Genomic DNA, 24595 nt, shown 5'->3' with positions numbered 1-24595 from the left:
TCGACGGCCCTCCCCACGCCTTTCGAAAAGCGACGATGGAAGAAGCACAGGCATTTGAAAACCAGGTTCTGGAAAAGCTGAACGCGGGCAAAACGGTGCGCAGCTTCCTGATCGCGGCGGTAGAGCTGCTGGCGGAAGCGCTCAACGTGCTGGTGGTGCAGGTATTCCGCAAGGACGACTATGCGGTGAAATATGCCGTCGAACCGCTATTGTCCGGCAGCGGCCCGCTGGGGGAGCTGTCGGTACGCCTGAAGCTGATGTACGGGCTGGGGGTGATCTCCCGCCACGAATATGAAGACGCCGAACTGCTGATGGCGATGCGCGAAGAGCTGAACCACGACGGTTCGGAATACCGCTTCGTCGACGACGAAATCCTCGGGCCGTTCGGCGAGCTGCACTGCGTGGCCGCGCTGCCTCCGGTGCCGACCTTCCTGCAGCCGGGCGAGGCGGATGAAGCGCTGATCGCCATGCAGCGCCAGCGCTATCAGCAGATGGTGCGCTCCACCATGGTGCTGTCCATTACCGACCTGATCGCCGGCATCGGCGCCAAACAACCTTCCCGACTCTCTCCTCTCGGCCGCGGCTAAGCGAAGGCCGCGCGCCATTCGTCGAACAGCAACCACAGCGCGGTGGCGGCCATCAGCCCGGACATCACGCCGTTGAAGGCGCGCAGTTTCCAGGTGACCCGCAGCGCGTTGCGCAACCGGTCGCCCAACACCGCCCACAGCAGCACGCACGGCAAGTTCAGCAGCGCGAAACCGGCGATGATAGACAGCGTATGGACGAAAGTGGCGCCTTCGCGCGGGGTGAACAGGATCGCCACGTTGATCACCATCAGCCAGGCCTTGGGGTTGACCGCCTGAAACAGCGCGCCGCTGAGCAGGCTCATCGGCTGCGCCTGTTCTTTGGCGTCCGGCGAGGCCGCCTGAAACAGCTTCCATGACAGCCACAGCAGATAGGCGCAGCCGATCACCGCCAGCGGCAGGCGGATGACGCCGGCCCAGCTCAGCGCCAGCGCCAGCAGCGGGATAATGATCGCCAGCTGTACCGCACAACCGACGCAGATGCCGAACAGCATCGGCAGGGTGCGGCGCAGGCCGAAGTTAACGCCCGACGAGGCCAGCAGCAGGTTGTTGGGGCCGGGAGTGATCGACATGACGGTGACGTAGCTGACAAAGGCGGAGTCCAGCATGGCAGGTTCCTTGAACGTGAAAATGACGGTAATAACGAGAGGATCAGCATAATCGCTGCGATGGGATGGTGACAGAATCACAAATCGGATATTGTCATGGTTACAGTTGTATGAAATGTAAACTGTACCCATTGCCTGGAGAGAAACTGTGACCTTGCTCGATGAAACCCCGGATACCCGTTACCTGCAGCTGGCGGATACGCTGGCCGAAGCCATTCGCCGCGGCACGCTGCAGCCCGGCGACCGCTTGCCTTCGGTGCGGCGCTGTGCGCAAACCCATCGCGTCAGCATCAATACCGTCGTGTCGGCTTACCGCACGCTGGAGGATCGCGGGCTGATCGAAGCGCGGCCGCAGTCGGGGTTTTATGTCCGCAGCACGCTGCCGGCGCTGAAGATGGCCTCGGCGCCCAGCGGCCGCATCGAGCCGCCGGCGGACGACGTGCTGGCGTTGATCGATACGGTGTTCGCCGCCCAGCAGAACCCAGCCTTCACCAACATTGCGCTGGCCTGCCCGCAGACCAGTGATTTCTATCCCGGCGGCAAACTGGGGCGCATGCTGTCTTCCCAACTGCGCCGCCAGCCGGATCTGATCGGACAATATCCGTTGCCGCCCGGCAGCCTGCGGCTGCGTCAGCAGATCGCCCGCCGCTCAATGACGCTCGGCATGCTGTTGGAGCCGGGCGACGTGGTGTTGACCCACGGCTGCATGGAGGCGCTGCAGCTGGCGCTGCGCGTCACCACCAAACCGGGCGACTGCGTCGGGCTGGAGTCGCCGACCTACTTTTATCTGCTGCCGCTGCTGGCCAGCCTGGGGCTGAAAGCGTTGGAAATCCCTACCGATCCCCAGCTGGGGCTGTCGCTGGACGCGCTGGAGCTGCTGCTGAACGAGAAGCGGCTGAATGCGGTGATCGCCATGCCGACGGTGCAAAACCCGCTGGGTTGCACCATGCCGCTGGCCGCGAAAAAGCGGCTGGCGCGGCTGATGAACGATCATCAGGTGCCGTTGATTGAAGATGGGCTGTATGCCGAGATCCAGTTTGGCGGCGCGCTGTCGCCGGCGGTGAAGGCGTTCGATCGCGACGGCTGGGTGCTGTTTTGCTCCAGCTTCACCAAAACGCTGGCGCCGGATTTTCGCGTCGGCTGGATCTGCGGCGGCCGTTTTCACGAGGCGTTGCGCAAGCTGAAGGCGGTGTCGTCGATGTCCGAGTCGCAGCTGCTGTCGGAAACGCTGGCGACCTTCCTGGAGAGCGGCGGCTACGATCACCATTTGCGCAACCTGCGCAAGCGCTATGCGGCGCAGGTCGACGAGGCGAGGGCGCTGATCGCCCGGCATTTCCCGCGCGGCACGCTGGCCACGCAGCCGGCGGGCGGCTTCGTGTTCTGGGTCGAATTCCCTCCCGGCGTGGACAGCGTGGCGCTGTTCCATCAGCTGCTGGAGGAGCAGATCTGTTTGACGCCGGGCACCCTGTATTCCCCGAGCGGGCGCTACCGCAACGCGCTGCGGCTCTCCTGCTGCTACCCGTTCAACGCGCGCTACACCCAGGCGCTGGCTCGGCTCGGCGCCAGGGCCTGCGAGATGAGCGGCCTGCCGCCCGGCATTGCGCAGGACGGGTAACGGCGCGCGCCTTTTGCTACAATGCCGGTATCATTGATTAGCGTGCCATTTTGGGCACAACGGGCCAGAGACCATGAAAGAGAAAGAAAAGGCAGAGATCAAGCGCCTGAGCGACCTGCTGGACGCCTTGAACCACAAAGACGCCACCGTGATCCAACAGGGCAACCCTGAGTTGATCGCGCAGCACACCAAAGAGAAAGAGAAACTGGCGACGGAGATCGAGCGCCTGAAAAACGTGCGCGGCGAGAAGCTGAGCGCCGAAGCGCAGAAGCTGAGCCAGCTGCCGTTCAGCCGCGAGATCACCAAGAAAGAGCAGGCCGATATGGGCGCGCTGAAGAAAAGCGCGCGCGGGCTGATCGTAGTGCACCCGATGACCGCGTTGGGCCGCGAGATGGGCCTGAAAGCGGTCACCGGCTACGCCAAGAAAGCGTTCTGAATCCCCGGGCGTCAGACCTTGGTGGTGAAATACGCCTTGGTCTGATAGGGCACGGTGACCGTGTCCTTGCCCCGCAGTTCCTCTTCTTCCGCCACCAGTTGGCGCAACCGATCGATAACCTGCTCCTGTTGCGGCTGCGGCAGCGCGGCGATAAAGCTGGTTGAACGCACGCGGTTGTAGATCACGTCCTCCACCGCGCCGCGGTGGCCGAGCATAAACACCTGCTCCTGCAGCGGTTCAAAGCCTTTGAACGGGAAGAGTTTGCGCCATTCGCCGGTATAGAAACGCGGCGCATCGCCTTCGTGGCTATCGACGATCTGATTCAGTTTACGCACCCAACCGACGCGCGCATCGCGCATGTTCCACACCAGGCCGAGTTTGCCGTCGGGCTTGAGAATGCGCTGGATTTCCGCCAGCGCCTGCGGCGTGGCGAACCAGTGGAAGGACTGGGCGCACACCACGGCATCCACCGACTCGTCCGGTAGCGGGATCGCGTCGGCGGTGCCCGCCAGCGTTTTCACCTGCGGCAGCGCCGCCGACAGTTTTTCCAGCATTTGCGGCACCGGTTCGACGGCGATCACCTGCGCGCCGGTTTCCAGCAGGCGCGGGGTGAACTTGCCGGTGCCGGCGCCGAGATCGATGACCGTCATGCCGGCGTGCAGGCCGATGACGTCACGCAGCCAGGCGGCGATTTCCGGCGGGTAATCCGGCCGGCCTTTCACATAGCGATCGGCATTGGCCTGATAGCCCTCGGCGGCGGCGTGATGAATCGAATGGGTCGGGGTGGTCATATACCTGGCTCCTGGCTGAAAAAACGTGCGGCTACAGTATAGGCGGAAGAAAAGGGTTAACGCGGCATTCGGCGCACGTTTTTCATTTTTCCGCCCGCGCTTTCAATGGCCGAGCAGGCGGCGGTTGAAATCCTCAAGGCGCCCTTCGGCGAGCCGAGTGAGCATGGTCTTGCTCCAGCTGGCGGAGAGGCCGGCCACCGCCAACAGGCGGCGATACTGTTCCGCATCGAACGGCATGTGCCAGGCGATGGCGATGGCTTCGGCCACCGACACATCGCTGTTGCGCGCCGCCAGCGCCAGCGGACGATCGCCGCTGACCGCGCCCGGCGACACCACCCGATACAGCCAGCCGCAGCGGCCGCTTTGCTGCATCAGCACCGAAATGTCCTCGATGGCGAAGTGATAATTGAGCTTGAAGCACGGCGAGCGCGGCTGGGTGACCTGGATCAGCGCCTCGCCCCAGCGGAAGATGTCGCCCATAAACACATTGTGTTCGGTCAGCCCTTCGGTGGAGATATTCTCGCCGAAGGCCGGGGCGCAAAATTGCTCGGCCTGCGCCGGAAACTGCTCGCGCCAGTGGGCATAATGCTCGCGCGGGTAGTGGCACAGCGCGCGGTCCGGCCCGCCGTGGTAGCTTTTTTCGGCCTGTTCGTCGCCTTCCAGGCCGAGCGGCGTGAGCCGGATGGCGCCATCCACCTGGCGTTTGGCGATGGCGCTGGGGCGCCCGCCTTCATAGGGTTGGATGCTGCCGATGTAAACGTCTGGGTGATGCATGTGCGCCTCCGTGTCTCGCGTCGAGGGCTCAGCATAGCCTGAGTTGTTCCCGTACACTACCCGGCGTTTACCTGTACGGAAGGATGTGTTTTTCCTGTCTATATTTAGGCTTTTATCTATCGTCGAGAAAAAACCATGCGTTTCATTGTATTGAGGCATGCGGAGTCAGAATGGAACCGCTCGGGGATTATTCAGGGGCGAAGTGACAGTCCGCTGACAGAAGAGGGGCGACGTCAAATCGCTGGGCTTGGCGCTCGCTTGCAAATGTTATCGGTCACTTTGTTGATCAGTTCACCGGCTGGTCGGGCTTTTACGACAGCGGAGACGTTGGCTGAGAGATGTGGCTGCACTGTGCAAATGGATGGGCGTTTGCAGGAGCAAGATTTTGGCCGACTGGAAGGATTATCTTATGCGCAGGCCATGCGCGATTATCCAGAAGCGACGCAGTGCCTCTTTGCCGGTAAGGCAGAGGCGTCGGCTCCGGGAGGGGAGAATGCTTATGAGGTTGCCTGGCGCCTGATGGCTTGTCTGTCCGATCTGGCTGTCGATGGACAAAATCAAACGCTTGGTGTTGTTACGCACGGCCATGCTCTGCAGGCACTGATTTGGTGGCTTAAAGGGGCCGACCCGCAGGAGGACCTCCGCAGATACGGTCATCGCAATTGCGGCTACGCAATGCTTGATGCGACCGCCTCTGGTTTTAACTTGTTGAATTGGGGAGTCGCGACCCACCTGTTGCCACAAAGATAGGGCGAGGAACGGATATTCCTCGCCTGAGGGCGTCAGAAGGTGGTCCAGTTCTCTTCCGCTGCGGCGTTGGCGGCCGCGGGTTTTACGGCCGGCGCTTTCGGCGCGGCGGCTTTCACGGCGGCGGGTTCGGTCTGCTCCGCCAAACGGAACACCGAAACGCTCTGCAACAGCATGTCGGCCTGCTCTTCCAGCGAATCGGCGGCGGCGGCGGACTCTTCCACCAGCGCGGCGTTCTGCTGAGTGGTATGGTCCATTTCGACGATCGCCTGGCCAATCTGGGCGATGCCGCGCGTCTGTTCATCGGAGGCGGCGGCGATCTCGGCCATGATGTCGCGCACGTGGGTAACCGAGCGGACGATCTGCTCCATGGTATTGCCGGTGCTTTCCACCAGTTCGGTGCCGGTTTTCACCCGGCTGACCGATTCGGCGATCAGCCCTTCGATCTCCTTCGCCGCCTGGGCGCTGCGGCTCGCCAGGCTGCGCACTTCGCTGGCGACCACCGAGAAGCCGCGTCCCTGTTCGCCGGCGCGCGCCGCTTCCACCGCGGCGTTGAGCGCCAGGATGTTGGTCTGGAAGGCAATGCCGTTGATCAGGGTGGTAATTTCTGCGATACGCTGCGAACTGCTGGAAATATCGCGCATGGTGCTGACCACGTTCTCCACCAGCTTGCCGCCCTGTTGCGCGGTCTGCGAGGCGTCGGTGGCCAGCTGATTGGCATGATGGGCGTTGTCGGCGTTCTGTTTCACCGTGGCGGTCAGCTGTTCCATGCTGGCGGCGGTTTCCTCGACCGCCGCCGCCTGCTGCTCGGTGCGGGAAGAGAGATCGGTGTTGCCGGCGGCGATTTCCGCGGAGGCGGTGGAGACCTGGCTGACCCCCATCTGGATCTTCTCAATCATGGTGCGCAGATTTTGGCTCATCGCCGCCACCGCGTTCAGCAACTGCCCCAACTCATCGCGGCGGGTGCTGGTCTGCGCCTGGCGCAGATCGCCGCTGGCGATGCGTTCCGCCATCGCCAGCGTACTTTGCAGCGGACGGGTGATCTGCAGCGTGATGCGCCAGGCGATAAGCACTCCGGCGATAATCGCGATCAGGGTGGTGATGCCCATCTGCAGCTGCGCCAGGTTGATGTTGCTGCGCGTCTGCACCAATTCGTCCTGCATAAAGGCGTTCACCAGCGTGCCGATCTCATGCGCGCGTTCACCGAGCTGTCGGCTGATCTGCTGCTCGTGCTCATAGGCCGGCAGGTAGGCCGCGATACGGTTTTTGTAATCGTCCAGGGCGGCCAGCAGCGGTTGCAGCTGCGGGCGCTGCGCGTCGCTGACCCGGCGGCTCAAGGCGTTGGCCGCGTCGCGCGCGTCGTCGATGGCCGCCATCAGCGGCGCTTCGGTTTCCTTGTTCAGGCTCAGCAGCAGACCGCGCGCGCCGTAGCGCACCTGGGTCAGCTTCTGGTTCAGCTGGATGAAGGCCAACTGCAGATCGCCGTTGGTGAGCTGCCGCTCCACTTGGCTCAGGCTGGCCTGCACTTCCGACATGTTCCAGCTCTGGCGCACCGCGTCTTTCGCCGAGACCGCCTGCTCAAAGATTTTTTGCTGTTGCTGATATTCCCCAATCAGCGTCACCAGACGCTGCAGATCCTTGCGGCTTTGGGCGTCCCAGTCCAACGTCTGGCCCTGGTCTATCAGTTTGACGGCGTTATCGATATTGGCGCGGTTGTTCTGCAGATACTCCGGCTGGTAGGTCTGGCCGTACATGGCGCGGTTGTATTTGGCCTGGTTGATCTCCTCGTTCAGCCGGTTGCTGAAGTCGATGCGATCGGCGCGGGATTCGATGATGTGCAGGTATTGCGCCCCGGTGCCGGCGATGACGACCGCCAACAGCAGCAACAGCGCGAAACCGAAGCCGAGCTTTTTACCTACGGTGAGATGGGTGAACTTTCCTGCCAATGCTTGCAATGCCGCCATAGCGTTTTTCCTTCTCCGGGCGAACGTCAATTGAACAAACCATCGGCAAGAAGTGGTCAAACTTTAGCGGATTTCAGGCAAAAAAATACCCGCCTGCGGCGGGCATCTTCATCAACGGGGGCGAATTACTTCTTCGCGGCGAAGCGTGCGGCCGCTTCGTCCCAGTTGACCACGTTCCAGAACGCCTTGATGTAGTCAGGGCGTTTGTTCTGATATTTCAGGTAGTAAGCGTGTTCCCACACGTCCAGACCGATGATTGGGAAACCGGAAGCGCCGGCGACGGCTTCGCCCATCAGCGGGCTGTCCTGGTTAGCGGTAGACACCACGGCCAGTTTGCCGTCTTTCAGCACCAGCCAGGCCCAACCGGAACCGAAGCGGGTGGCTGCGGCTTTCTCGAACTCTTCCTGGAATTTCTCAACGCTGCCGAAATCGCGCTCGATGGCCGCTTTCAGATCGCCGCCCAGCGTGGTGCCGGTTTTCAGGTTTTTCCAGAAGAAGCTGTGGTTGGCGTGGCCGCCGGCGTTGTTGCGCATGAAAGTGCGTTTGTCGGCAGGCACTTTATCCAGATCCTGGATCAGCTCTTCAACGCTGTATTTGGCCAGCTCAGGGTAAGCTTCCAGCACGGTGTTGGCGTTGTTGACGTAGGTCTGGTGGTGTTTGGTGTGATGGATTTCCATCGTCTGCTTGTCGAAATGCGGTTCCAGTGCGTCGTAAGCGTACGGCAGGGATGGCAGTGAATAACTCATAATCATCATCTCCAGTGGTGTATGGGCGGCGCAAAGGGCGAGCACCGCGTAAGCAGTCGGATCATTATAGTTAATTAAATGATATTGAAAATGATTATCAATGCCCTGCTGACTGTGTGGTTAATGAACAAATCGCTGCGTTAACATACTGATAGAAAGGAGGCCTTGAGCGCCTCTTCATGCCTTGGCGCCGATGCGTTGGTTACTCTCTATACTGTAGAGAGCGCCGAGCCTGCTGCGACGCCGAAATGTATCGAAATGTGCCAATGCGTTCACTGAATGAGCACGAGTGTGTAACAACCACAAGCACGCTGTGGTAATATCGCCGCGTCGCGTATCAGCATAACAACAGTGACATTAGCGCTCCGCCGTTTTGGCGAGGAGCGCCATTTGAACAATGTGACAATCGAGAGTAAAGGAGACCCCCATGCAGGTCAGCAGAAGGCAGTTCTTTAAGATCTGCGCTGGCGGTATGGCAGGAACGACGGTAGCCGCGCTGGGCTTTGCCCCCGAAGTGGCGTTGGCGGAAACCCGGCAGTACAAACTGCTGCGCGCCCGCGAGACCCGTAATACCTGTACGTATTGTTCCGTCGGCTGTGGGCTGTTGATGTACAGCCTTGGTGATGGCGCCAAAAACGCCAAAGAAAGCATTTTCCATATCGAAGGGGATCCGGATCACCCGGTAAACCGTGGCGCGCTTTGCCCGAAAGGCGCCGGCCTGGTTGACTTTATCCACAGCGAAAGCCGCCTCAAGTACCCGGAATACCGGGCGCCGGGGTCGGACAAATGGCAGCGCATCAGCTGGGACGACGCCTTTACCCGCATCGCCAAGCTGGTGAAAGAAGACCGTGACGCCAACTTCATCAAAACCAACGACCAGGGCGTTACCGTCAACCGTTGGCTGACCACCGGCATGCTGTGCGCCTCGGCCGCCAGCAACGAAACCGGTTTTCTGTCGCAAAAATTTAGTCGCGCTCTCGGCATGCTTGCCGTAGACAACCAGGCGCGTGTCTGACACGGACCAACGGTAGCAAGTCTTGCTCCAACATTTGGTCGCGGTGCGATGACCAACCACTGGGTTGATATCAAGAACGCGAATTTGATTATCGTCATGGGCGGTAATGCGGCGGAAGCGCATCCGGTGGGGTTCCGCTGGGCGATGGAAGCCAAAATACATAACAATGCCAAGCTGATCGTGATCGATCCGCGCTTTACCCGAACCGCATCGGTGGCGGACTTCTACACGCCGATCCGCTCCGGGACCGACATCGCTTTCCTGTCGGGCGTGTTGCTGTATCTGATGACCAACAACAAGTTTAACCGCGAGTACGTCGAGGCCTACACCAACGCCAGCCTGCTGGTGCGGGAAGACTTTGCCTTCGAAGACGGCTTGTTCAGCGGCTACGACGCGGAAAACCGCAAGTACGACAAAACCACCTGGAACTACCAGTTCGACGAGAACGGCTTCGCCAAGCGCGACGTCACGTTGCAGGATCCGCGCTGCGTGTGGAACCTGCTGAAGCAGCACGTGAGCCGCTACACGCCTGACGTGGTGACCAACATCTGCGGAACGCCGAAGGACGATTTCCTCAAGGTGTGCGAATACATCGCCGAAACCTGCGTCGCGGATAAGACCGCTTCGTTCCTGTACGCCCTGGGCTGGACTCAGCACTCGGTCGGCGCGCAGAACATTCGCACCATGGCGATGATCCAGCTGCTGCTCGGCAACATGGGCATGGCGGGCGGCGGCGTCAACGCGCTGCGCGGCCACTCCAACATCCAGGGGCTGACCGATCTCGGCCTGCTGTCGCAGAGCCTGCCGGGCTACCTGACGCTGCCGTCGGAGAAACAGACCGATCTCGAGACCTACCTGAAGGCCAACACGCCGAAGGCGCTGCTGCCGGGCCAGGTGAACTACTGGGGCAACTACCCGAAATTCTTCGTCAGCATGATGAAGACCTTCTACGGCGACAAGGCGCAGAAGGACAACAGCTGGGGCTTTGACTGGCTGCCTAAGTGGGACAAAGGCTACGACGTGCTGCAGTACTTCGAGATGATGTCGCAGGGCAAGGTCAACGGCTACTTCTGCCAAGGCTTTAACCCGGTGGCGTCGTTCCCGAACAAAAACAAGGTGGTGGCTTCGCTGTCCAAGCTGAAGTTCCTGGTGACCATCGATCCGTTGAACACCGAGACCTCCAACTTCTGGCAGAACCACGGCGAGTTCAACGAGGTGGATTCCTCGCAGATCCAGACCGAAGTGTTCCGCCTGCCGTCCACCTGCTTCGCCGAAGAGAACGGCTCGATCGTCAACTCCGGCCGCTGGCTGCAGTGGCACTGGAAAGGCGCGGACGCCCCGGGTGAAGCGCTGAACGATGGCGAGATCCTGGCGGGCATCTTCAGCCGCCTGCGCGAGATGTATGCGCGCGACGGCGGCGCGGTGCCGGAACAGGTGCTGAACATGCGCTGGGACTACCTGACGCCGGACAACCCGGCGCCGGAAGAGGTGGCGCAGGAGAACAACGGCAAGGCGCTGGCGGATCTGCTGGATGCCGACGGCAAAGTGCTGGTGAAAAAAGGCGAGCTGCTCAGCTCGTTCGCGCAGCTGCGCGACGACGGTACCACCGCCAGCGGTTGCTGGATCTTCGCCGGCAGCTGGACGCCGGCCGGCAACCAGATGGCGCGGCGCGACAACGCCGATCCGTCCGGCCTCGGCAACACGCTGGGCTGGGCCTGGGCATGGCCGCTCAACCGTCGCATTCTGTACAACCGCGCCTCGGCGGATCCGCAGGGTAAACCGTGGGATCCGAAACGCCAGCTGCTGGAGTGGGACGGCGCCAAGTGGGTCGGGGCCGATATCCCGGACTACAGCACCGCCGCGCCGGGCAGCGACGTCGGGCCGTTCATCATGCAGCCGGAAGGCATGGGCCGCCTGTTCGCCACCGACAAGATGGCGGAAGGGCCGTTCCCTGAACACTACGAGCCGTTCGAAACGCCGCTCGGCACCAACCCGCTGCACCCGAACGTGGTGTCCAACCCGGCGGCGCGCGTGTTCAAGGACGATCTGGCGGCGATGGGCAAATCCGACAAGTTCCCGTACGTCGGCACCACCTATCGTCTGACCGAGCACTTCCACTACTGGACCAAGCACGCGCGGCTGAACGCCATCGCGCAGCCGGAGCAGTTTGTGGAGATCGGCGAAAAGCTGGCGGAGAAGAAGGGCATCAAGCAGGGCGATACCGTGAAGGTCAGTTCCAACCGCGGCTACATCAAGGCCAAGGCGGTGGTGACCAAGCGTATTCGCACGCTGCAGGTGCACGGCCAGGAAGTCGACACCATCGGCATCCCGATTCACTGGGGTTACGAAGGGGTGGCGAAGAAAGGCTTTATCGCCAACACGCTGACGCCGTTCGTCGGCGACGCCAATACGCAAACGCCGGAGTTCAAGGCGTTCCTGGTCAACGTGGAAAAGGTGTAACGGAGACGAATTATGGCCATGCAATCTCAAGACATCATTCGTAAATCCGCCACCAATGGCTTCACGCCGGCGCCGCGCGCCCGTGACCACCAGGAAGAAGTGGCCAAACTGATCGATGTCACCACCTGTATCGGCTGCAAGGCCTGTCAGGTGGCCTGTTCCGAATGGAACGACATCCGCGACGAAGTGGGGCACAACGTCGGGGTGTACGATAACCCCGCCGATCTGACCGCCAAGTCGTGGACGGTGATGCGCTTCTCCGAGGTGGAGGAAAACGGCAAGCTGGAATGGCTGATCCGCAAGGATGGCTGTATGCACTGCGCCGATCCGGGCTGCCTGAAGGCCTGCCCGTCGGAAGGCGCGATCATTCAGTACGCCAACGGCATCGTCGACTTCCAGTCCGAGCACTGCATCGGCTGCGGCTACTGCATCGCCGGCTGCCCGTTCGACGTGCCGCGCATGAACAAGGACGACAACCGGGTGTACAAGTGCACCCTGTGCGTCGACCGCGTGGACGTCGGCCAGGAACCGGCCTGCGTGAAAACCTGCCCGACCGGCGCCATTCACTTCGGCACCAAGGAAGCGATGAAGCAGGTGGCGGCGGATCGCGTTAGCGAGCTGAACACCCGCGGCTACCAGAACGCCGGTCTGTACGATCCGGCAGGGGTGGGCGGCACGCACGTGATGTACGTGTTGCACCACGCCGACAAACCGCAGCTGTACCACGGTTTGCCGGACAACCCGAGCATCAGCCCGGCGGTGACCTTCTGGAAGGGCGTGTGGAAACCCCTGGCGGCCATCGGCTTTGCCGCCACCTTCGCGGCCAGCGTGTTCCACTATGTCGGCGTCGGGCCTAACCGCGTCGAGGATGAGGACGAGCACGACGAGTCGCATGACGAGGAGACGCGCAAATGAGAAAGGAAAAGCCCATTCAGCGTTACAGCGCGCCGGAGCGCATCAACCACTGGATAGTGGCGTTCTGCTTCGTGTTCGCCGCCATCAGCGGGCTGGGGTTCTTCTTCCCCTCCTTCAACTGGCTGATGAACATCTTCGGGACGCCGCAGCTGGCGCGCATTCTGCACCCGTTTGTCGGGGTCATCATGTTCGCCGCGTTCCTGCTGATGTTCCTGCGCTACTGGAAGCATAACCTGATCAACCGGGAAGATATCGTCTGGGCCAAGAACATCCACAAAATCGCCATGAACGAGGAAGTGGGTGACACCGGGCGCTATAATTTCGGCCAGAAGTGCGTGTTCTGGGCGGCGATTATCAGCCTGGTGCTGCTGCTGGCCAGCGGCGTGGTGATCTGGCGGCCGTATTTTGCGCCGTCGTTCTCCATCCCGCTGATCCGCATCGCGCTGCTGGTGCATTCGCTGGCCGCGGTCGGCCTTATCATCGTGATTATGGTGCACATTTACGCCGCATTGTGGGTAAAAGGCACCATTACCGCGATGGTGGAAGGCTGGGTGCCGGCGGCCTGGGCCAAGAAACATCATCCGCGCTGGTACCGTGAGGTCCGCGAGAAACGACAGGAAGATAAACCCTGATGAGTATCCGCATCGTTCCTAAAGAGCAGTTAGGGGCACAGCGTGAGAAGTCCACAACGGCGGAGAACATCCCGCCGTTACTTTTCGCCAACCTGAAAAGCCTGTACAGCCGCCGCGCCGATCGTCTGCGTCAGCTGGCGGTCGACAACCCGCTGGGTGACTACCTGAACTTTGCCGCCGAGCTGGCGCAGGCGCAGCAGCATGCGCTGCACGATAACCCGCTGCAGCTCGATCTGAGTGAAGCGTTGGTGCAGGGTGCCGCCAGCGGCAAACCGCCGCTCGATCTGAGCGTGTTCCCGCGCAGCGAGCACTGGCGCAAGCTGCTGACGTCGCTGATCGCCGAGCTGCGTCCGCAGGCGCCGGAACACATTCTGGTGGTGCTGGACAACCTGGAGAAGACCTCGGCGCACGAGCTGGAGCTGATGGCCGACGCCTTGCTCAACCGCGAGTTCGGCAAGGTGGGCAGCGAGAAGGCGCCGTTCCTCTGGGCCGCACTGTCGCTCTATTGGGCGCAGATGGCCAGCCTGATCCCCGGCAAGGCGCGCGCCGAATACGGCGAGCAGCGCCAGTTCTGCCCGGTGTGCGGCAGCATCCCGGTTTCCAGCATGGTGCATATCGGCACCGTCAACGGCCTGCGCTACCTGCACTGCAACCTGTGCGAAAGCGAATGGCACGTGGTGCGGGTGAAGTGCAGCAACTGCGAGCAGACCCGCGATCTCAACTACTGGTCGCTGGACAGCGAGCAGGCGGCGGTGAAGGCGGAAAGCTGCGGCGACTGCGGCACTTACCTGAAGATCCTCTATCAGGAAAAAGACCCGCAGGTCGAAGCGGTGGCCGACGATCTGGCTTCGCTGGTGCTGGACGCCCGCATGGAAGAGGAAGGCTTCGGCCGCAGCAGCATCAATCCGTTCCTGTTCCCGGCGGAGTAACCGCCCGGCCCCGTTCGCGCGGGGCCGGACAAGCAATTTCAGAACGGGCTTCTGGCATTCGCCCGGGCGAGTTGCTACGTTTAGGCCATGACGCGCCAAGCGAAAGGAACCACGATGTTAAACACCCTGGCAAAACTGACCGCGGTCGCCGTGTTGGCGATCGGACTGGCGGCCTGCGACAACAAGGACGACACCAAACCGGCGGTGCCGCCACCGGACACCAAGCCGACCGTGACGCAGCCCGCGCCACCGCCGCCGCCTGCGCCGGTAGAGGCCCCACCCGCGCCGCCGGGGCTGAACGTGTCGCTGCAGAAGGGCAAGATCACCTTCGAGTTGCCGCCGGGCTTTAGCGATCAAACGCTGAACAGCGGCATCGTCAATGACAGCACCTCCACCATCCAGCGCTTCCTCGACGGCAAGTCGCGCCAGAGCGCGGTTTCGTCCGAAGTGATCCCGCCGGACGGCATGAAGATCAATACCAGCGACAAAATGCTGAAAGAGCTGACGCAGAGCGCCATCACGGTGCTGGCCGAGCGCTATCAGAATATCCAGACCACCAAAGAAGAGAACTTCACCGTCGGCAAACAGAAGTTTCGCCGGGTGGATACCGAGCAGACCGTCAACGGCCAAAAGGTGGTGTCCACCCTGGTGTTGACGGTGTTCAACAAACGGGTGGTAACGCTGCAAATGCTGTCGCCGGCCAAAACGCCGGAAGTGCATCAGGCGCTGGTGCAGCGGATTATCGATACTCTGGCGGTGAAGTAAGGGCATTGCGCCGCGGCCAGGACGAAGCGGAGGAGACCGGATGAAGCTTATCGGCAGTTACACCAGCCCCTTTGTGCGCAAGATTTCCGTGATGCTGCTGGAGAAGGGGATCGCGTTTGAATTCGTCAACGATCCGCCGTATGAGCCCGGCAGCCGGGTGAAGGAGCAGAACCCGCTCGGCAAAGTGCCGGTGCTGATCGCCGATGACGGCGAGGTGTTTTACGACTCGCCGATCGTGGCCGAATACCTCGAACTGCTGACGGTGGATCCGGCGTTTTTGCCGGCCGATCGCGCCGTGGCGCTGCGCGTCCGCCAGGTGGCGGCGCTGGCGGACGGCGTGACTGAGGCGGCGGCGACGCTGTACCGCGAAAGCCGGCGTGCGCCGGAAAAGCAGGACGAAAACTGGATGCTGCGCCAACGTGACAAGCTGACGCGCGGCCTGGATGCGCTGGAGGCGCTGGCGCAGGAAAAAACGTGGCTCAATGCCGAGCGGCTGACGCTGGCGGATATTGCCACCGGCTGCGCGCTGGGCTACCTGAATTTCCGCCGCATCCTGCCCAACTGGTGCGTCCAACGTCCGGCGCTGGTCAAGCTGGCCGAACGCCTGTTCGCCCGCGAAAGTTTCGCCCGCACGGCGCCGCCCTGAACGTTCTTTTCTCCCCGCCGCGGCGGGGTTTTGCTATGCCGATACGTCTAAACTGAAAACCGAGCGACCATGAGCACTGAATCCCACCTTCTTTACAGCCAACTGCCCGCCATCGACCGCCTGCTGCGTGAACCCGCGATTGAACCGCTGGTGGCGCAGCATGGCCAGACGCTGATCGGCGAACTGCTGCGCCGGCTGCAGGCCGAGGCGCGCGACGCGATAAAACAGCAGCAACGTTTACCGGCCTGGTGCGGCGACTGGCCGCAGGCGCTGCGGGCGGAGCTGGCCCGGCAGCAGCGCCCGGCGTTATTGCCGGTGTTCAACCTCAGCGGCACTGTGCTGCACACCAACCTCGGGCGCGCCCTGCTGGCGCAGCCGGTGCAGGATGCGGTGAGCGCGGTGATGGGGGAGGCGGTGACGCTGGAGTACGATCTGGACGGCGCCGGGCGCGGCCATCGCGATCGGGCGGTGGCGAGTCTGCTGTGCCGGCTGACCGGCGCGGAAGACGCTTGCATCGTCAATAACAACGCGGCGGCGGTGCTGCTGATGCTGGCGGCGATCGCCCCCGGCAAAGAGGTGGTGGTATCGCGCGGCGAGCTGGTGGAGATCGGCGGCGCGTTCCGCATTCCCGACGTGATGCGCCAGGCCGGCTGTCAATTGGTTGAGGTCGGCACCACCAACCGCACCCATCTGAAGGATTACCGCCAGGCCATCAACGAGCAGACCGGCCTGTTGATGAAAGTGCACACCAGCAACTACAGCATTCAGGGCTTTACCGCGGCGGTCGATGAGGCCGAACTGGCGCTGCTCGGGGCCGAACAGGGCGTGCCGACCGCCACCGATCTGGGCAGCGGCTCGCTGATCGATATGGCGCAGTACGGCCTGCCCGCCGAACCGATGCCGCAGCGGTTGCTGGCCGCCGGCGTCGATCTGGTGACGTTCTCCGGCGATAAGCTGCTGGGCGGCCCGCAGGCCGGCATCATCGTCGGCAAAAAGGCGCTGATCGCGCGCCTGCAGCAGCACCCGCTCAAGCGCGCGCTGCGCGTCGGCAAGCTGACGCTGGCGGCCCTGGAGGCCACGCTGCGGCTTTATCTGCAGCCGGAAAAGCTGGCTGAGCAACTGCCGACGCTGCGGCTGCTGACCCGCCCGCAGCAGGAGATGCAACAGACGGCCGAGCGGCTGCTGACGGCGCTGACGCCACGGTTCACCGCCGATTTCGAGCTGCGCGCCGAACCGTGCTGGTCGCAGATTGGCAGCGGTTCGCTGCCGGTGGATCGTCTGCCCAGCTATGCGCTGACCTTCACGCCGCGCGACGGCCGTGGCGCTACGCTGGAAGCGCTGGCTGAACGCTGGCGCCGCCTGCCGCAGCCGGTGATCGGCCGCCTTGGCGACGGCCGGTTGTGGCTGGATCTGCGCTGTCTGGAACAGGAAGGGGCGCTGATCGACGCGTTGAGCGCATCATGATCATCGCCACCGCCGGCCATGTCGATCATGGCAAAACCACTCTGCTGCAGGCGATCTCCGGGATCAACGCGGATCGCCTGCCGGAAGAAAAGCGCCGCGGCATGACCATCGATCTGGGCTACGCCTACTGGCCGCAGCCGGACGGCCGGGTGCTGGGCTTTATCGACGTGCCCGGCCACGAAAAATTCCTCGCCAATATGCTGGCGGGCGTCGGCGGCATTGACCATGCGCTGCTGGTGGTGGCCTGCGACGATGGTGTGATGGCGCAGACCCGCGAGCATCTGGCGATCCTGCGCCTGAGCGGGCGGGCGGCGCTGACGGTGGCGCTGACCAAGGCCGACCGGGTGGAGGCGGCGCGTATCGATGAGGTGCGCGTTCAGGTGCGCGACGAGCTGGCGCGCCAGGGCTGGCCCGATGCGCCGCTGTTTGTCACCGCGGCGGCGGCGGGCGAGGGTATCGAGGCGCTGCGCGCGCATTTGCTGGCGCTGTCGCCCGGCGAGCATGCGCTGACGCGCCGTTTTCGTCTGGCGGTAGACCGTGCGTTCAGCGTCAAAGGGGCGGGGCTGGTGGTGACCGGCACCGCGCTCGGCGGCCGGGTGAAGGTGGGGGATACGCTGTGGCTGACCGGCGCCGACGCGCCGGTGCGGGTGCGCGGCCTGCATGCCCAGAATCAGACCGTGGAACAGGCGCAGGCCGGGCAACGCATCGCGCTTAACATCAGCGGCGATGTCGATAAAGACCGGATCGCGCGCGGCGATTGGCTGCTGGCGCAGCGCCCGCCGGAGGCGGCGGAACGCATTCTGGTGGCGCTTGAGACGGATCGGCCGATCCGCCATTGGCAGCCGCTGCATCTGCACCATGCCGCCAGCCACATCACCGGGCGCATTTCGCTATTGAACGACGGGCTGGCGGAACTGATCCTCGATCGTCCGCTGTGGCTGGCACAGAACGATCGGCTGGTGCTGCGCGATATCGGCGCGCGGCAAACGCTGGGCGCGGCCCGGGTACTCAGGCTGAATGCGCCCAAGCGCGGCAAGCGCCAGCCGGACTACCTGGCCTGGCTGCAGGCCCTGGCGCAGGCGCAGGACGATGCGCAGGCGCTGGCGCTTGAGCTGCCGCACGGCGCGCTGTCGCTGGCGGCGTTTGCCTGGGCGCGTCAGTTGACCGACGACGGCCTGGCGGCACTGCTGGCGAACCGCGATCTGCTGATCGTCGGTGACCGGGCGCTGGCGCAGGATCAGGTGCAACAGGCGGAAAGCCGCCTGCTGCAGGTGCTGGCGGAGTATCACCAACAGCACGCCGATCAGCTGGGCTTAGGGCGCGCCCGCCTGCGGCGCATGGCCCTGCCTCAGCAGCCGGAAACGCTGGTGTTTATGATGATCGATCGGCTGCTGAAGGCCGGCGCGCTGCGCAATACGCGCGGCTGGCTGCATCTGCCGGAACACGGCCTGGCGTTCAGCGCCGACGAGGCGCCGCTGTGGGCGCGCATCGAGCCGCTGTTCGGCGACGAGCCGTGGTGGGTGCGCGATCTGGCGAGCGAGCTGGGCGAAGAGGAAAGCCGGGTGCGCGCGCTGCTGCGCAAGGCGGCTCAGCTGGGCCATGTGACGGCGGTGGTGGTGGATCGCTACTACCTCAGCCGACGCATCGATCAGTTCGCGGCGCTGATCCGCGAGCTGGATGCGGAGCGCGGGGGCGCCAACGCCGCCGATTTCCGCGATCGGCTCGGCGTCGGCCGCAAGCTGGCGATCCAGGTGCTGGAGTTCTTCGATCGCAGCGGCTTTACCCGCCGCAAGGGCAACGAGCATCTGCTGCGCGACGGCGGGTTGTTCGGTAGCGAGTCCCCTACCCGATAAACCTGACGGCGGCCCGGCTGACGTCGGGCGTTTGGGCGGCGAGAAACGCTTGTAAACGCTCGATCAGCGGCCGTTTCGCCGATTCCTCCGGCCAAACCAGATAGTAACCGTCGCCGGTGCGCACGGCGGCGTCACAGGGCACCGCCAATAACCCCTCCTCAATCGTCCGCAGGCTCAGCGCCAGATCGCCGATCGAGACGCCGTGCCCGGCGATGGCCGCCGCGTTGCCCTGTTCCAGCGAATCAAATACCTGGCCGCGCATAAGATCGATCGGGGTCGCGATGCCGCTTTTTTGCAGCCAGCGCCGCCAGTCGCGCCGATCGGGCGAAGGATGGAGCAGCGGGCAGGCGGCAAGATCGCGCTGCGCGTCGGCGAGCAGCGCAGGGGCGCAAATCGGGATCAGCCATTCGTCGAACAGTTTTACGGCGGCGGTGTTGGCGCCGAAATAGCCGTTGCCGAGCAGAATGGCGCAGTCGTAGGGTTCGCTGAAAAAGTCCACGTTGTCGATGTCCATCCACACGCTGGCTGCCTGCACTTCGAACGCCTGCGCCGTTTGCCGGAACCGGCTCAGGCAGTCCAGCAGCCAGCGCAGGGTCAGGGTAGAGGGCGCCTTCAGCCGCAGCAGATCGCGGTGGCTTCTGAACAGCTCGCAGGCTTGCTCGATGCGCGCAAACCCCTGCTGCAGCTCGGCGGCGAAGATTTTTCCCTGCGGGGTGACCTCGATGCGCGGGCCATTGCGCTGGAACAAGCGACAGCCAAAGTGCTGCTCCAGCGTTTTGATATGCTTGCTGACGGCGCTGGGGGTGAGATGCAGCGCGTCGGCGGCCAGCGTGAACGAGCCGGTGCGGGCGGCGCTTTCGAAGGCGCGCAGGGCGTAAAGCGGCGGAAGGGAACTGGCCATCGCGGCGTCTCTCAGGATGAGTCTGATTCACAGTAAACGACAGGATTACTCCTTTTTCAAGGCGGGGGCGGCGGCATCATAATGATCCGATGCCAACCGTCTGAATGTGAGTGAAATAAAGATGAACCTGTCGTTGCTGGCGGCGTATTTCGCCGCTATTTTCCTGCTTATCGCCACGCCGGGGCCGGTGGTGGTAATGGTCGCCAACACCGCGACGCGCTTTGGCGCCCGGCGGGCGCTGTGGACCGCGCTGGGCAGCAACGGGGCCTCACTGCTGCTGATCGGCATCGCTGCGCTGATCGTCACCGGGCTGTTCGCCGTCGAAAGGCGCATGCTGCAGGGGATCAGCCTGTTGGGCTGCTTGTTTATCGCCCGCATGGCGATCGCCTCGCTGTATGAGGATTTCTCCTCGCCGGCCCCCGATGCGCGGCCCGTTGCGCCGCCGCAAAAACGCTCGGCGATCGTGAACGGTTTTCTGGTGGGCATCGCCAACCCTAAGGACATCATTTTCTTCGTCGCCTTTTTTCCGCAGTTCATCGCCGTCACCCCCTCGGTCGGCGGCAGCCTGACGTTGCTGACCGCGCTGTGGGTGCTGATGGACTTCGCCATCTTGCTGGCCTATATCACCCTGCTGTCGGGAACGGCATTGCAGCGCGCGCGACGGGCGATCTCCGTCCTGTCGGCGTTGCTGTTGTTGGCGGTAGCGGTGGTGGGGGCGGGGTATGCGCTGGGGGGGCTGCTCGGCTGAAGCCGCATAAAAAACGCCGGTCGGGAAACCAGACCGGCGTTTTATCGTCGCGCTTATGCCGCGCCGTTCGGCTGCGGGGTGGGATCGCCGTTGCGGCGTTTGGCGAGGAACAGCGCCACCAACGTCAGCCAGCACAGGCCGCTGATGAGGTTGAACAGGTTGAACAGCCCGCTGCCGCCCCAGACGTAGGCGACCTTGGCCAGCTCGATGCCGACGGTGAACACCATCATGCTCAGCATGCCCATGGTGGCGGACACGGTGCCTTTGCTGACGTTGCTGGAGAACAGCGTCAGGCGGTACAGCCCGGCGTTGGCGAGGCCGATGCCGAAGGCGTACAGGCTCAGGCCGGCGGTCATCCACAGGTAGGCGTGGCTGGAGAATTGAGTCGCCAGCGCGGCGATCAGCAGCCCCAGAAGCATCGGGCCAGCGCCCAGCTTGATCAGGCGCTCCACGCTGTTTTTGCCGGTCAGGCGCGCCAGCGTCAGGTTGCCGAGGATCAGCGCGCCGAACACCGGGATCTGCAGCAGGCCGTAATCCAGCGTCGACAACGACTCCCCGCTGATCAGGATCACCGGCGACTGGGCGATCCAGGCCAGCAGCGGCAGGCTGGCGAAACCGATCGCCAGGGCGCCGCACAGGAAGCGGCGGTTGCCCAGCACCTGGCGGTAGTCGCGCCACAGGTTGGCGGCGGAGAACGCCTCGCCCTGCAGCGTGGCGGTCTCCGGCATGGCTTTCCACAGGCCGTAGAAGGCGATGGCCGCCAGCGCCGCAAACAGCACGAACATGCTTTGCCACGGTGCGACGTGGATCAGCGCCGCACCGGCCAGCGGCCCCAGCAGCGGGGCGATCAGCGCCACGTTAGCCATCAGGGCGGTGATTTTGATGCACACCGCCTCTTCGAACGACTCCTGAATCGTGGCGTAGCCGACCGCGCCGATAAAGCACAGGCCGATGCCCTGCAGGAAACGCATGGCGATGAACTGCTCGATGGTGGTGACCAGCAGGATCGCCAGGCAGGAGACGATAAAGAACGCTACCCCGGCCAGCATCACCGGGCGACGGCCGCGGCGATCCGACAGCGGCCCAAGCAGCCACTGCAGGAAGATGCCGCCGGCCAGATAGGCGGTCATCGAGGTGGGCACCCACTCTTCGCCGGCGTTGAAATCCGCCACGACGGCCAGCATGCCGGGCTGAATCATATCGTTGCCGATATAGGTGGCGAACTCGAACAGCACCAGACAAAGAGGGAATAAAAGCGCCTGCCGGCCCAAACGTGCCGCAGGTGGTAATGTCGTTTTCATATTATTGTACTGATAGTAAAAGAGAAAAAGGAACTGCCAGGGCGGGAAGCGCAAACTGAGCGAGTTATGGCGGCTATTTTGCCGCCAATTGTTCACCTTCGCAATCATAAGGTGTTGTTTAAGTGCATTCTGATATTTCGCTTTTGGGTTGTCGCCGAACGCCGTGCCCGATAACCTCTTCTTAACATATCAATATGACACAAGATCGGGCGAGCGTTTGAGCGAGAAAATCGGCTGGATAGACAACCTGCGGGCGATGGCGTGCATGATGGTGGTGATGATCCACGCCACCACCTATTACGTCACCAACGGCGCGGCGATAGGGTTGCACAACTGGGACATCGCCAACGTGCTGAACTCACTGTCACGCGTGTCGGTGCCGCTGTTCTTTATGATTTCCGGCTACCTGTTCTTCGGCGAAAAGAGCGCCGGCCGGCGGCATTTCACCCGCATCCTCTGCTGCATTCTGTTCTACAGCGCCATTGCGCTGATCTATATCGCGGCTTTCACCAAGATCGGTTTCTGGCCGTCGCTGCGCGGCATCCTGCAAAAGCCGGTGTTCTATCATCTGTGGTTTTTCTACGCCATCGCGGTGATTTACCTGCTGTCGCCGCTGATTAGCGTCAAACCGGTATCGCGCCGCTACCTGGCCGCCGCGCTGGTGATGTTGGCGGCGATCGCCAACCCGAATACCGATAAGCTGACCTTCGGCAACGCGCATCTGCTGCCGGTTAACCTGTATATCTACGGCGATACCTTCTACTACCTGCTGTATGCGTTGGCCGGACGGGCGATTGGCATGATGGAGGCGCGCGGGCGCGCCGTGGGCTGGTTGGCGGCGTTGGGATTTGCGCTGTGCGTGGCGCTGATCGCGCGCGGCACCAAACATCAGCTGTTCATCAACGGCAACTTCGCCGATACCTACTACATCTACAGCGGCCCGCTGGTGTTTATGGCGGCGGTGGCGCTGCTGGTGTGGGTGAAACACTGTCTGCCGCAGCCGATCGGCTGGTTGAGCACGTTCTCCCGCCATTCGCTGGCGATTTACGGTTTTCACGCCCTTATCGTCAACGTGATGCGCAGCCGGCACCTGGACTTCACCGGCCACCCGCTGCTGGATATCTTCTGGGTGTTCGGCGTGGCGCTGGGGGGCAGCCTGCTGCTGTCTGTCGGCCTGCAGCGGCTGGATACCCGCCGGCTGGTGTCATAGCGGCGAGGGTTGGCGCTGCTGGGCGCGGCGCAGCTGCCGCCCGGAGGAAAAACCGGCCGCCAGCGCGGCCTTCTCCAAGCCATATCCTTGCTGCAGGCGCTGTTGCGCCACCGCCAACCGCAGCTGCTCATGATATTCCCGCACGCTGATGCCGACGTGGCTGCGAAACAGCCGCGCCAGGTGGCGGCTGCTGACGTGCGCCTTCTCCGCTATCTGCGGCACCGACCAGTCGGCCTCCGGCTCGGCGGCCATCACGTCCTGCGCGCGGTGCACCGCCGGGTGCAGGTGGTTGCGGTAGCGCAGCCAGGGCGACAGTTGCGGATCGTCCCCGGCGCGGCGGAAATAGACCACCATATCGCGGGCGACGTCGCGCGCCCGGCCGGAGCCGCAGTGGCGGTGGACCAGGTGCAGCGCCAAATCGATGCCGGTGGTGATGCCCGCGCTGGTGTAGACGCCGCGGTCTTCGACGAAGATGCGGTTCTCTTTCACCTGCGCCGCCGGCGCCTGCAGGCGGATACGTTCGATGACGTCGTGGTGGGTGGTGCACTGATAGCCGTCGAGCAGCCCGGCCTGCGCCGCCAGCAGCGCGCCGGAACAGATGCACACCAGGGTGATGCGCTGCCGTTGCAGATCGGGCCGCAGCGTCGCCAGCCAGCGGCGCGCCTGCTCGGCCTCCTCTCCGGCGAAATAGCGCTGCGAATCGCCGACGCCCGGCAGCACCAGGATGGCGCCGTCTTCCAGGCGCTCGGGCAACGGCTGCAGGCCGTTCAGCGTCATGCCGATGGAGCAGACGATCTGCGGCGCCGGGCTGAGGTAACGCAGGCTGAACTGCCCGGCGAGGCGCAGGGTTTCCGCCGGGCCGCTGACGTCCAGCGACAGCACGTTGGGCAACAGCAGAAAATAGACGGCCTGCGACATGATTACTCCTGTGCGAGTTGCGCCAGCGCCTCATCCACGCTGGCGATGCGGGCGAAACGATCGACCAGTACGGTTTCAGTATGCCGCTTCAACTGCGCGGGGGTAAAGACTTCGCCGCCGGGATGGCGCATCGGGAAGGTTAACGTCGCCTCAGTGACGAAAGTCACCCGATAACCGAGATCGGACGCCACCCGGGTGGTGGTTTCGCAGCACTGCTCGGTGCGGATGCCGGAGACGATCAGGTGGTTGATGTCCCGCTCGCGCAGCCAGGCGTTGAGGCCGGATTCGGTCAGCGCATTGTGCACATGCTTGTGTACGGTGATATCCGCCTGGTGGGTGAGGAACGGCAGGCGCTGCACATGGCCTGAAGCCAGTGAGAACGGCCCTTGCGGCGAAACGTGCAGCACGTCGACCAGGGCCGCGCCGCGCTGTCGGCAGCCCGCAATCAGGCGGGTCAGCGCCTGTTGAAACGCCGGCAGATCGTCCTCCTGCCAGAATGGACGGTGCTGGAATGATTGCTGGACATCGATGATCAATAACGCGCTCTGTGACATTTTCGGCCCTCCGCCAGTG

23 protein-coding genes are annotated in these 24595 nt (G+C 63.2%); 14 read left to right on the top strand and 9 right to left on the bottom strand.

Annotated elements, in window-relative coordinates; all coding sequences use genetic code 11:
• The first annotated feature begins 35 nt into the window (after nucleotides 1–35).
• Nucleotides 36–587 (top strand): MltR family transcriptional regulator, encoded by a 552-nt coding sequence (locus ACJ8IP_RS19520; RefSeq protein ID WP_016929575.1) that lies wholly within the window; start codon nucleotides 36–38, stop codon nucleotides 585–587.
• Here ACJ8IP_RS19520 and ACJ8IP_RS19515 read toward each other — a convergent pair.
• Entirely contained in the window at nucleotides 584–1192 is a 609-nt protein-coding gene (locus tag ACJ8IP_RS19515) for a LysE family translocator (protein WP_033652305.1), read from the bottom strand. The two genes, ACJ8IP_RS19520 and ACJ8IP_RS19515, sit on opposite strands and share 4 nt — an antisense overlap.
• Nucleotides 1193–1340: 148 nt before the next feature.
• Here ACJ8IP_RS19515 and ACJ8IP_RS19510 point away from each other — a divergent pair, with 148 nt between their 5' ends.
• Nucleotides 1341–2807: an aminotransferase-like domain-containing protein gene (locus ACJ8IP_RS19510; RefSeq protein ID WP_042783403.1), complete on the top strand. Its 1467-nt coding sequence runs from the start codon at nucleotides 1341–1343 to the stop codon at nucleotides 2805–2807.
• Nucleotides 2808–2880: 73 nt separating this feature from the next.
• Nucleotides 2881–3243: a YibL family ribosome-associated protein gene (locus tag ACJ8IP_RS19505; RefSeq protein ID WP_021504152.1), complete on the top strand. Its 363-nt coding sequence runs from the start codon at nucleotides 2881–2883 to the stop codon at nucleotides 3241–3243.
• A gap of 11 nt (nucleotides 3244–3254) precedes the next feature.
• Here ACJ8IP_RS19505 and ACJ8IP_RS19500 read toward each other — a convergent pair whose 3' ends face one another.
• Together ACJ8IP_RS19500 and yiiM are read right to left on the bottom strand one after the other, a co-directional pair.
• Nucleotides 3255–4034 (bottom strand): class I SAM-dependent methyltransferase, encoded by a 780-nt coding sequence (locus tag ACJ8IP_RS19500; protein WP_182074391.1) that lies wholly within the window; start codon nucleotides 4032–4034, stop codon nucleotides 3255–3257.
• Nucleotides 4035–4136: 102 nt separating this feature from the next.
• Nucleotides 4137–4808 (bottom strand): 6-hydroxyaminopurine reductase, encoded by a 672-nt coding sequence (gene yiiM, locus ACJ8IP_RS19495; protein ID WP_033645117.1) that lies wholly within the window; start codon nucleotides 4806–4808, stop codon nucleotides 4137–4139.
• Nucleotides 4809–4943: 135 nt separating this feature from the next.
• Here yiiM and ACJ8IP_RS19490 point away from each other — a divergent pair, with 135 nt between their 5' ends.
• The gene (locus ACJ8IP_RS19490) at nucleotides 4944–5558 is read left to right on the top strand and encodes a histidine phosphatase family protein (RefSeq protein WP_033652302.1); all 615 of its coding nucleotides are present in this window, start codon (nucleotides 4944–4946) and stop codon (nucleotides 5556–5558) included.
• A 32-nt stretch (nucleotides 5559–5590) separates the two neighbouring features.
• Here the strand turns inward: ACJ8IP_RS19490 and ACJ8IP_RS19485 are convergent, their stop codons facing one another.
• The gene (locus ACJ8IP_RS19485) at nucleotides 5591–7519 is read right to left on the bottom strand and encodes a methyl-accepting chemotaxis protein (RefSeq protein WP_122004620.1); all 1929 of its coding nucleotides are present in this window, start codon (nucleotides 7517–7519) and stop codon (nucleotides 5591–5593) included.
• Between the two features lie 125 nt (nucleotides 7520–7644).
• Nucleotides 7645–8265: a superoxide dismutase [Mn] gene (gene sodA, locus ACJ8IP_RS19480; protein WP_004934003.1), complete on the bottom strand. Its 621-nt coding sequence runs from the start codon at nucleotides 8263–8265 to the stop codon at nucleotides 7645–7647.
• Nucleotides 8266–8692: 427 nt separating this feature from the next.
• Between sodA and fdnG the strand changes: the two genes are divergently transcribed.
• The 8 genes from fdnG to selB all read left to right on the top strand — a co-directional run bounded on the left by fdnG (nucleotide 8693) and on the right by selB (nucleotide 18944).
• Nucleotides 8693–11740: a formate dehydrogenase-N subunit alpha gene (gene fdnG / locus ACJ8IP_RS19475; RefSeq protein WP_116286579.1), complete on the top strand. Its 3048-nt coding sequence runs from the start codon at nucleotides 8693–8695 to the stop codon at nucleotides 11738–11740.
• Nucleotides 11741–11752: 12 nt separating this feature from the next.
• Nucleotides 11753–12655: a formate dehydrogenase subunit beta gene (gene fdxH / locus ACJ8IP_RS19470; RefSeq protein ID WP_004934014.1), complete on the top strand. Its 903-nt coding sequence runs from the start codon at nucleotides 11753–11755 to the stop codon at nucleotides 12653–12655.
• Nucleotides 12652–13287: a formate dehydrogenase cytochrome b556 subunit gene (gene fdoI, locus ACJ8IP_RS19465; RefSeq protein WP_004934017.1), complete on the top strand. Its 636-nt coding sequence runs from the start codon at nucleotides 12652–12654 to the stop codon at nucleotides 13285–13287. The genes fdxH and fdoI overlap by 4 nt, the downstream gene beginning before the upstream one ends.
• Complete coding sequence (gene fdhE / locus ACJ8IP_RS19460; protein WP_069100543.1) at nucleotides 13287–14216, top strand: formate dehydrogenase accessory protein FdhE; 930 nt, start codon at nucleotides 13287–13289, stop codon at nucleotides 14214–14216. Before fdoI ends, fdhE begins: the two co-directional genes overlap by 1 nt.
• 114 nt (nucleotides 14217–14330) lie before the next feature.
• Nucleotides 14331–14981 (top strand): DcrB-related protein, encoded by a 651-nt coding sequence (locus tag ACJ8IP_RS19455; protein WP_033645112.1) that lies wholly within the window; start codon nucleotides 14331–14333, stop codon nucleotides 14979–14981.
• Nucleotides 14982–15021: 40 nt separating this feature from the next.
• Nucleotides 15022–15627: a glutathione S-transferase gene (locus tag ACJ8IP_RS19450; protein WP_122004618.1), complete on the top strand. Its 606-nt coding sequence runs from the start codon at nucleotides 15022–15024 to the stop codon at nucleotides 15625–15627.
• A gap of 69 nt (nucleotides 15628–15696) precedes the next feature.
• The gene (selA, locus tag ACJ8IP_RS19445; RefSeq protein WP_197809875.1) at nucleotides 15697–17091 is read left to right on the top strand and encodes an L-seryl-tRNA(Sec) selenium transferase; all 1395 of its coding nucleotides are present in this window, start codon (nucleotides 15697–15699) and stop codon (nucleotides 17089–17091) included.
• Entirely contained in the window at nucleotides 17088–18944 is a 1857-nt protein-coding gene (selB, locus tag ACJ8IP_RS19440; RefSeq protein ID WP_442524498.1) for a selenocysteine-specific translation elongation factor, read from the top strand. The genes selA and selB overlap by 4 nt, the downstream gene beginning before the upstream one ends.
• Here selB and ACJ8IP_RS19435 read toward each other — a convergent pair.
• Nucleotides 18934–19845 carry a LysR family transcriptional regulator gene (locus ACJ8IP_RS19435; protein WP_033645108.1) on the bottom strand — a complete coding sequence of 304 codons (912 nt, stop codon included), beginning with the start codon at nucleotides 19843–19845 and terminating at the stop codon, nucleotides 18934–18936. The two genes, selB and ACJ8IP_RS19435, sit on opposite strands and share 11 nt — an antisense overlap.
• 121 nt (nucleotides 19846–19966) lie before the next feature.
• On the opposite strand from ACJ8IP_RS19435, the gene ACJ8IP_RS19430 reads away from it, so the two are divergent.
• Entirely contained in the window at nucleotides 19967–20593 is a 627-nt protein-coding gene (locus ACJ8IP_RS19430; protein WP_033645107.1) for a LysE family translocator, read from the top strand.
• 53 nt (nucleotides 20594–20646) lie between these two features.
• On the opposite strand, the gene ACJ8IP_RS19425 is transcribed toward ACJ8IP_RS19430, so the two are convergent.
• On the bottom strand, nucleotides 20647–21894 hold the full coding sequence (locus ACJ8IP_RS19425; protein WP_033633516.1) for an MFS transporter: 1248 nt from the start codon (nucleotides 21892–21894) through the stop codon (nucleotides 20647–20649).
• Between the two features lie 217 nt (nucleotides 21895–22111).
• On the opposite strand from ACJ8IP_RS19425, the gene ACJ8IP_RS19420 reads away from it, so the two are divergent.
• Nucleotides 22112–23104 (top strand): acyltransferase, encoded by a 993-nt coding sequence (locus ACJ8IP_RS19420; RefSeq protein ID WP_046688010.1) that lies wholly within the window; start codon nucleotides 22112–22114, stop codon nucleotides 23102–23104.
• Here the strand turns inward: ACJ8IP_RS19420 and ACJ8IP_RS19415 are convergent.
• Together ACJ8IP_RS19415 and ACJ8IP_RS19410 are read right to left on the bottom strand one after the other, a co-directional pair.
• Nucleotides 23099–24022, bottom strand: coding sequence for a GlxA family transcriptional regulator (locus ACJ8IP_RS19415; RefSeq protein ID WP_089195337.1), 924 nt, complete (start codon nucleotides 24020–24022; stop codon nucleotides 23099–23101). The two genes, ACJ8IP_RS19420 and ACJ8IP_RS19415, sit on opposite strands and share 6 nt — an antisense overlap.
• Before the next feature lie 2 nt (nucleotides 24023–24024).
• Nucleotides 24025–24576: an isochorismatase family protein gene (locus ACJ8IP_RS19410; RefSeq protein ID WP_072626481.1), complete on the bottom strand. Its 552-nt coding sequence runs from the start codon at nucleotides 24574–24576 to the stop codon at nucleotides 24025–24027.
• Nucleotides 24577–24595: the final 19 nt, after the last annotated feature.

Origin of the sequence: Serratia sp. CY52157 (assembly GCF_052168495.1) — a bacterium.
Taxonomy (GTDB): domain Bacteria; phylum Pseudomonadota; class Gammaproteobacteria; order Enterobacterales; family Enterobacteriaceae; genus Serratia; species Serratia ureilytica.
The sequence above is the reverse complement of the archived record's forward strand: the minus strand, read 5'-3'. Positions and strand labels throughout refer to the sequence as shown.

Bases quoted from the DNA above. Each gene is read 5' to 3' on its own strand.
- ACJ8IP_RS19520 (WP_016929575.1), top strand. From the start codon at position 36: ATGGAAGAAGCACAGGCATTTGAAAACCAGGTTCTGGAAAAGCTGAAC.
- ACJ8IP_RS19515 (WP_033652305.1), bottom strand. From the start codon at position 1,192: ATGCTGGACTCCGCCTTTGTCAGCTACGTCACCGTCATGTCGATCACT.
- ACJ8IP_RS19505 (WP_021504152.1), top strand. From the start codon at position 2,881: ATGAAAGAGAAAGAAAAGGCAGAGATCAAGCGCCTGAGCGACCTGCTG.
- ACJ8IP_RS19500 (WP_182074391.1), bottom strand. From the start codon at position 4,034: ATGACCACCCCGACCCATTCGATTCATCACGCCGCCGCCGAGGGCTAT.
- yiiM (WP_033645117.1), bottom strand. From the start codon at position 4,808: ATGCATCACCCAGACGTTTACATCGGCAGCATCCAACCCTATGAAGGC.
- ACJ8IP_RS19490 (WP_033652302.1), top strand. From the start codon at position 4,944: ATGCGTTTCATTGTATTGAGGCATGCGGAGTCAGAATGGAACCGCTCG.
- ACJ8IP_RS19485 (WP_122004620.1), bottom strand. From the start codon at position 7,519: ATGGCGGCATTGCAAGCATTGGCAGGAAAGTTCACCCATCTCACCGTA.
- sodA (WP_004934003.1), bottom strand. From the start codon at position 8,265: ATGAGTTATTCACTGCCATCCCTGCCGTACGCTTACGACGCACTGGAA.
- fdxH (WP_004934014.1), top strand. From the start codon at position 11,753: ATGGCCATGCAATCTCAAGACATCATTCGTAAATCCGCCACCAATGGC.
- fdoI (WP_004934017.1), top strand. From the start codon at position 12,652: ATGAGAAAGGAAAAGCCCATTCAGCGTTACAGCGCGCCGGAGCGCATC.
- fdhE (WP_069100543.1), top strand. From the start codon at position 13,287: ATGAGTATCCGCATCGTTCCTAAAGAGCAGTTAGGGGCACAGCGTGAG.
- ACJ8IP_RS19455 (WP_033645112.1), top strand. From the start codon at position 14,331: ATGTTAAACACCCTGGCAAAACTGACCGCGGTCGCCGTGTTGGCGATC.
- ACJ8IP_RS19450 (WP_122004618.1), top strand. From the start codon at position 15,022: ATGAAGCTTATCGGCAGTTACACCAGCCCCTTTGTGCGCAAGATTTCC.
- selA (WP_197809875.1), top strand. From the start codon at position 15,697: ATGAGCACTGAATCCCACCTTCTTTACAGCCAACTGCCCGCCATCGAC.
- selB (WP_442524498.1), top strand. From the start codon at position 17,088: ATGATCATCGCCACCGCCGGCCATGTCGATCATGGCAAAACCACTCTG.
- ACJ8IP_RS19435 (WP_033645108.1), bottom strand. From the start codon at position 19,845: ATGGCCAGTTCCCTTCCGCCGCTTTACGCCCTGCGCGCCTTCGAAAGC.
- ACJ8IP_RS19430 (WP_033645107.1), top strand. From the start codon at position 19,967: ATGAACCTGTCGTTGCTGGCGGCGTATTTCGCCGCTATTTTCCTGCTT.
- ACJ8IP_RS19425 (WP_033633516.1), bottom strand. From the start codon at position 21,894: ATGAAAACGACATTACCACCTGCGGCACGTTTGGGCCGGCAGGCGCTT.
- ACJ8IP_RS19415 (WP_089195337.1), bottom strand. From the start codon at position 24,022: ATGTCGCAGGCCGTCTATTTTCTGCTGTTGCCCAACGTGCTGTCGCTG.
- ACJ8IP_RS19410 (WP_072626481.1), bottom strand. From the start codon at position 24,576: ATGTCACAGAGCGCGTTATTGATCATCGATGTCCAGCAATCATTCCAG.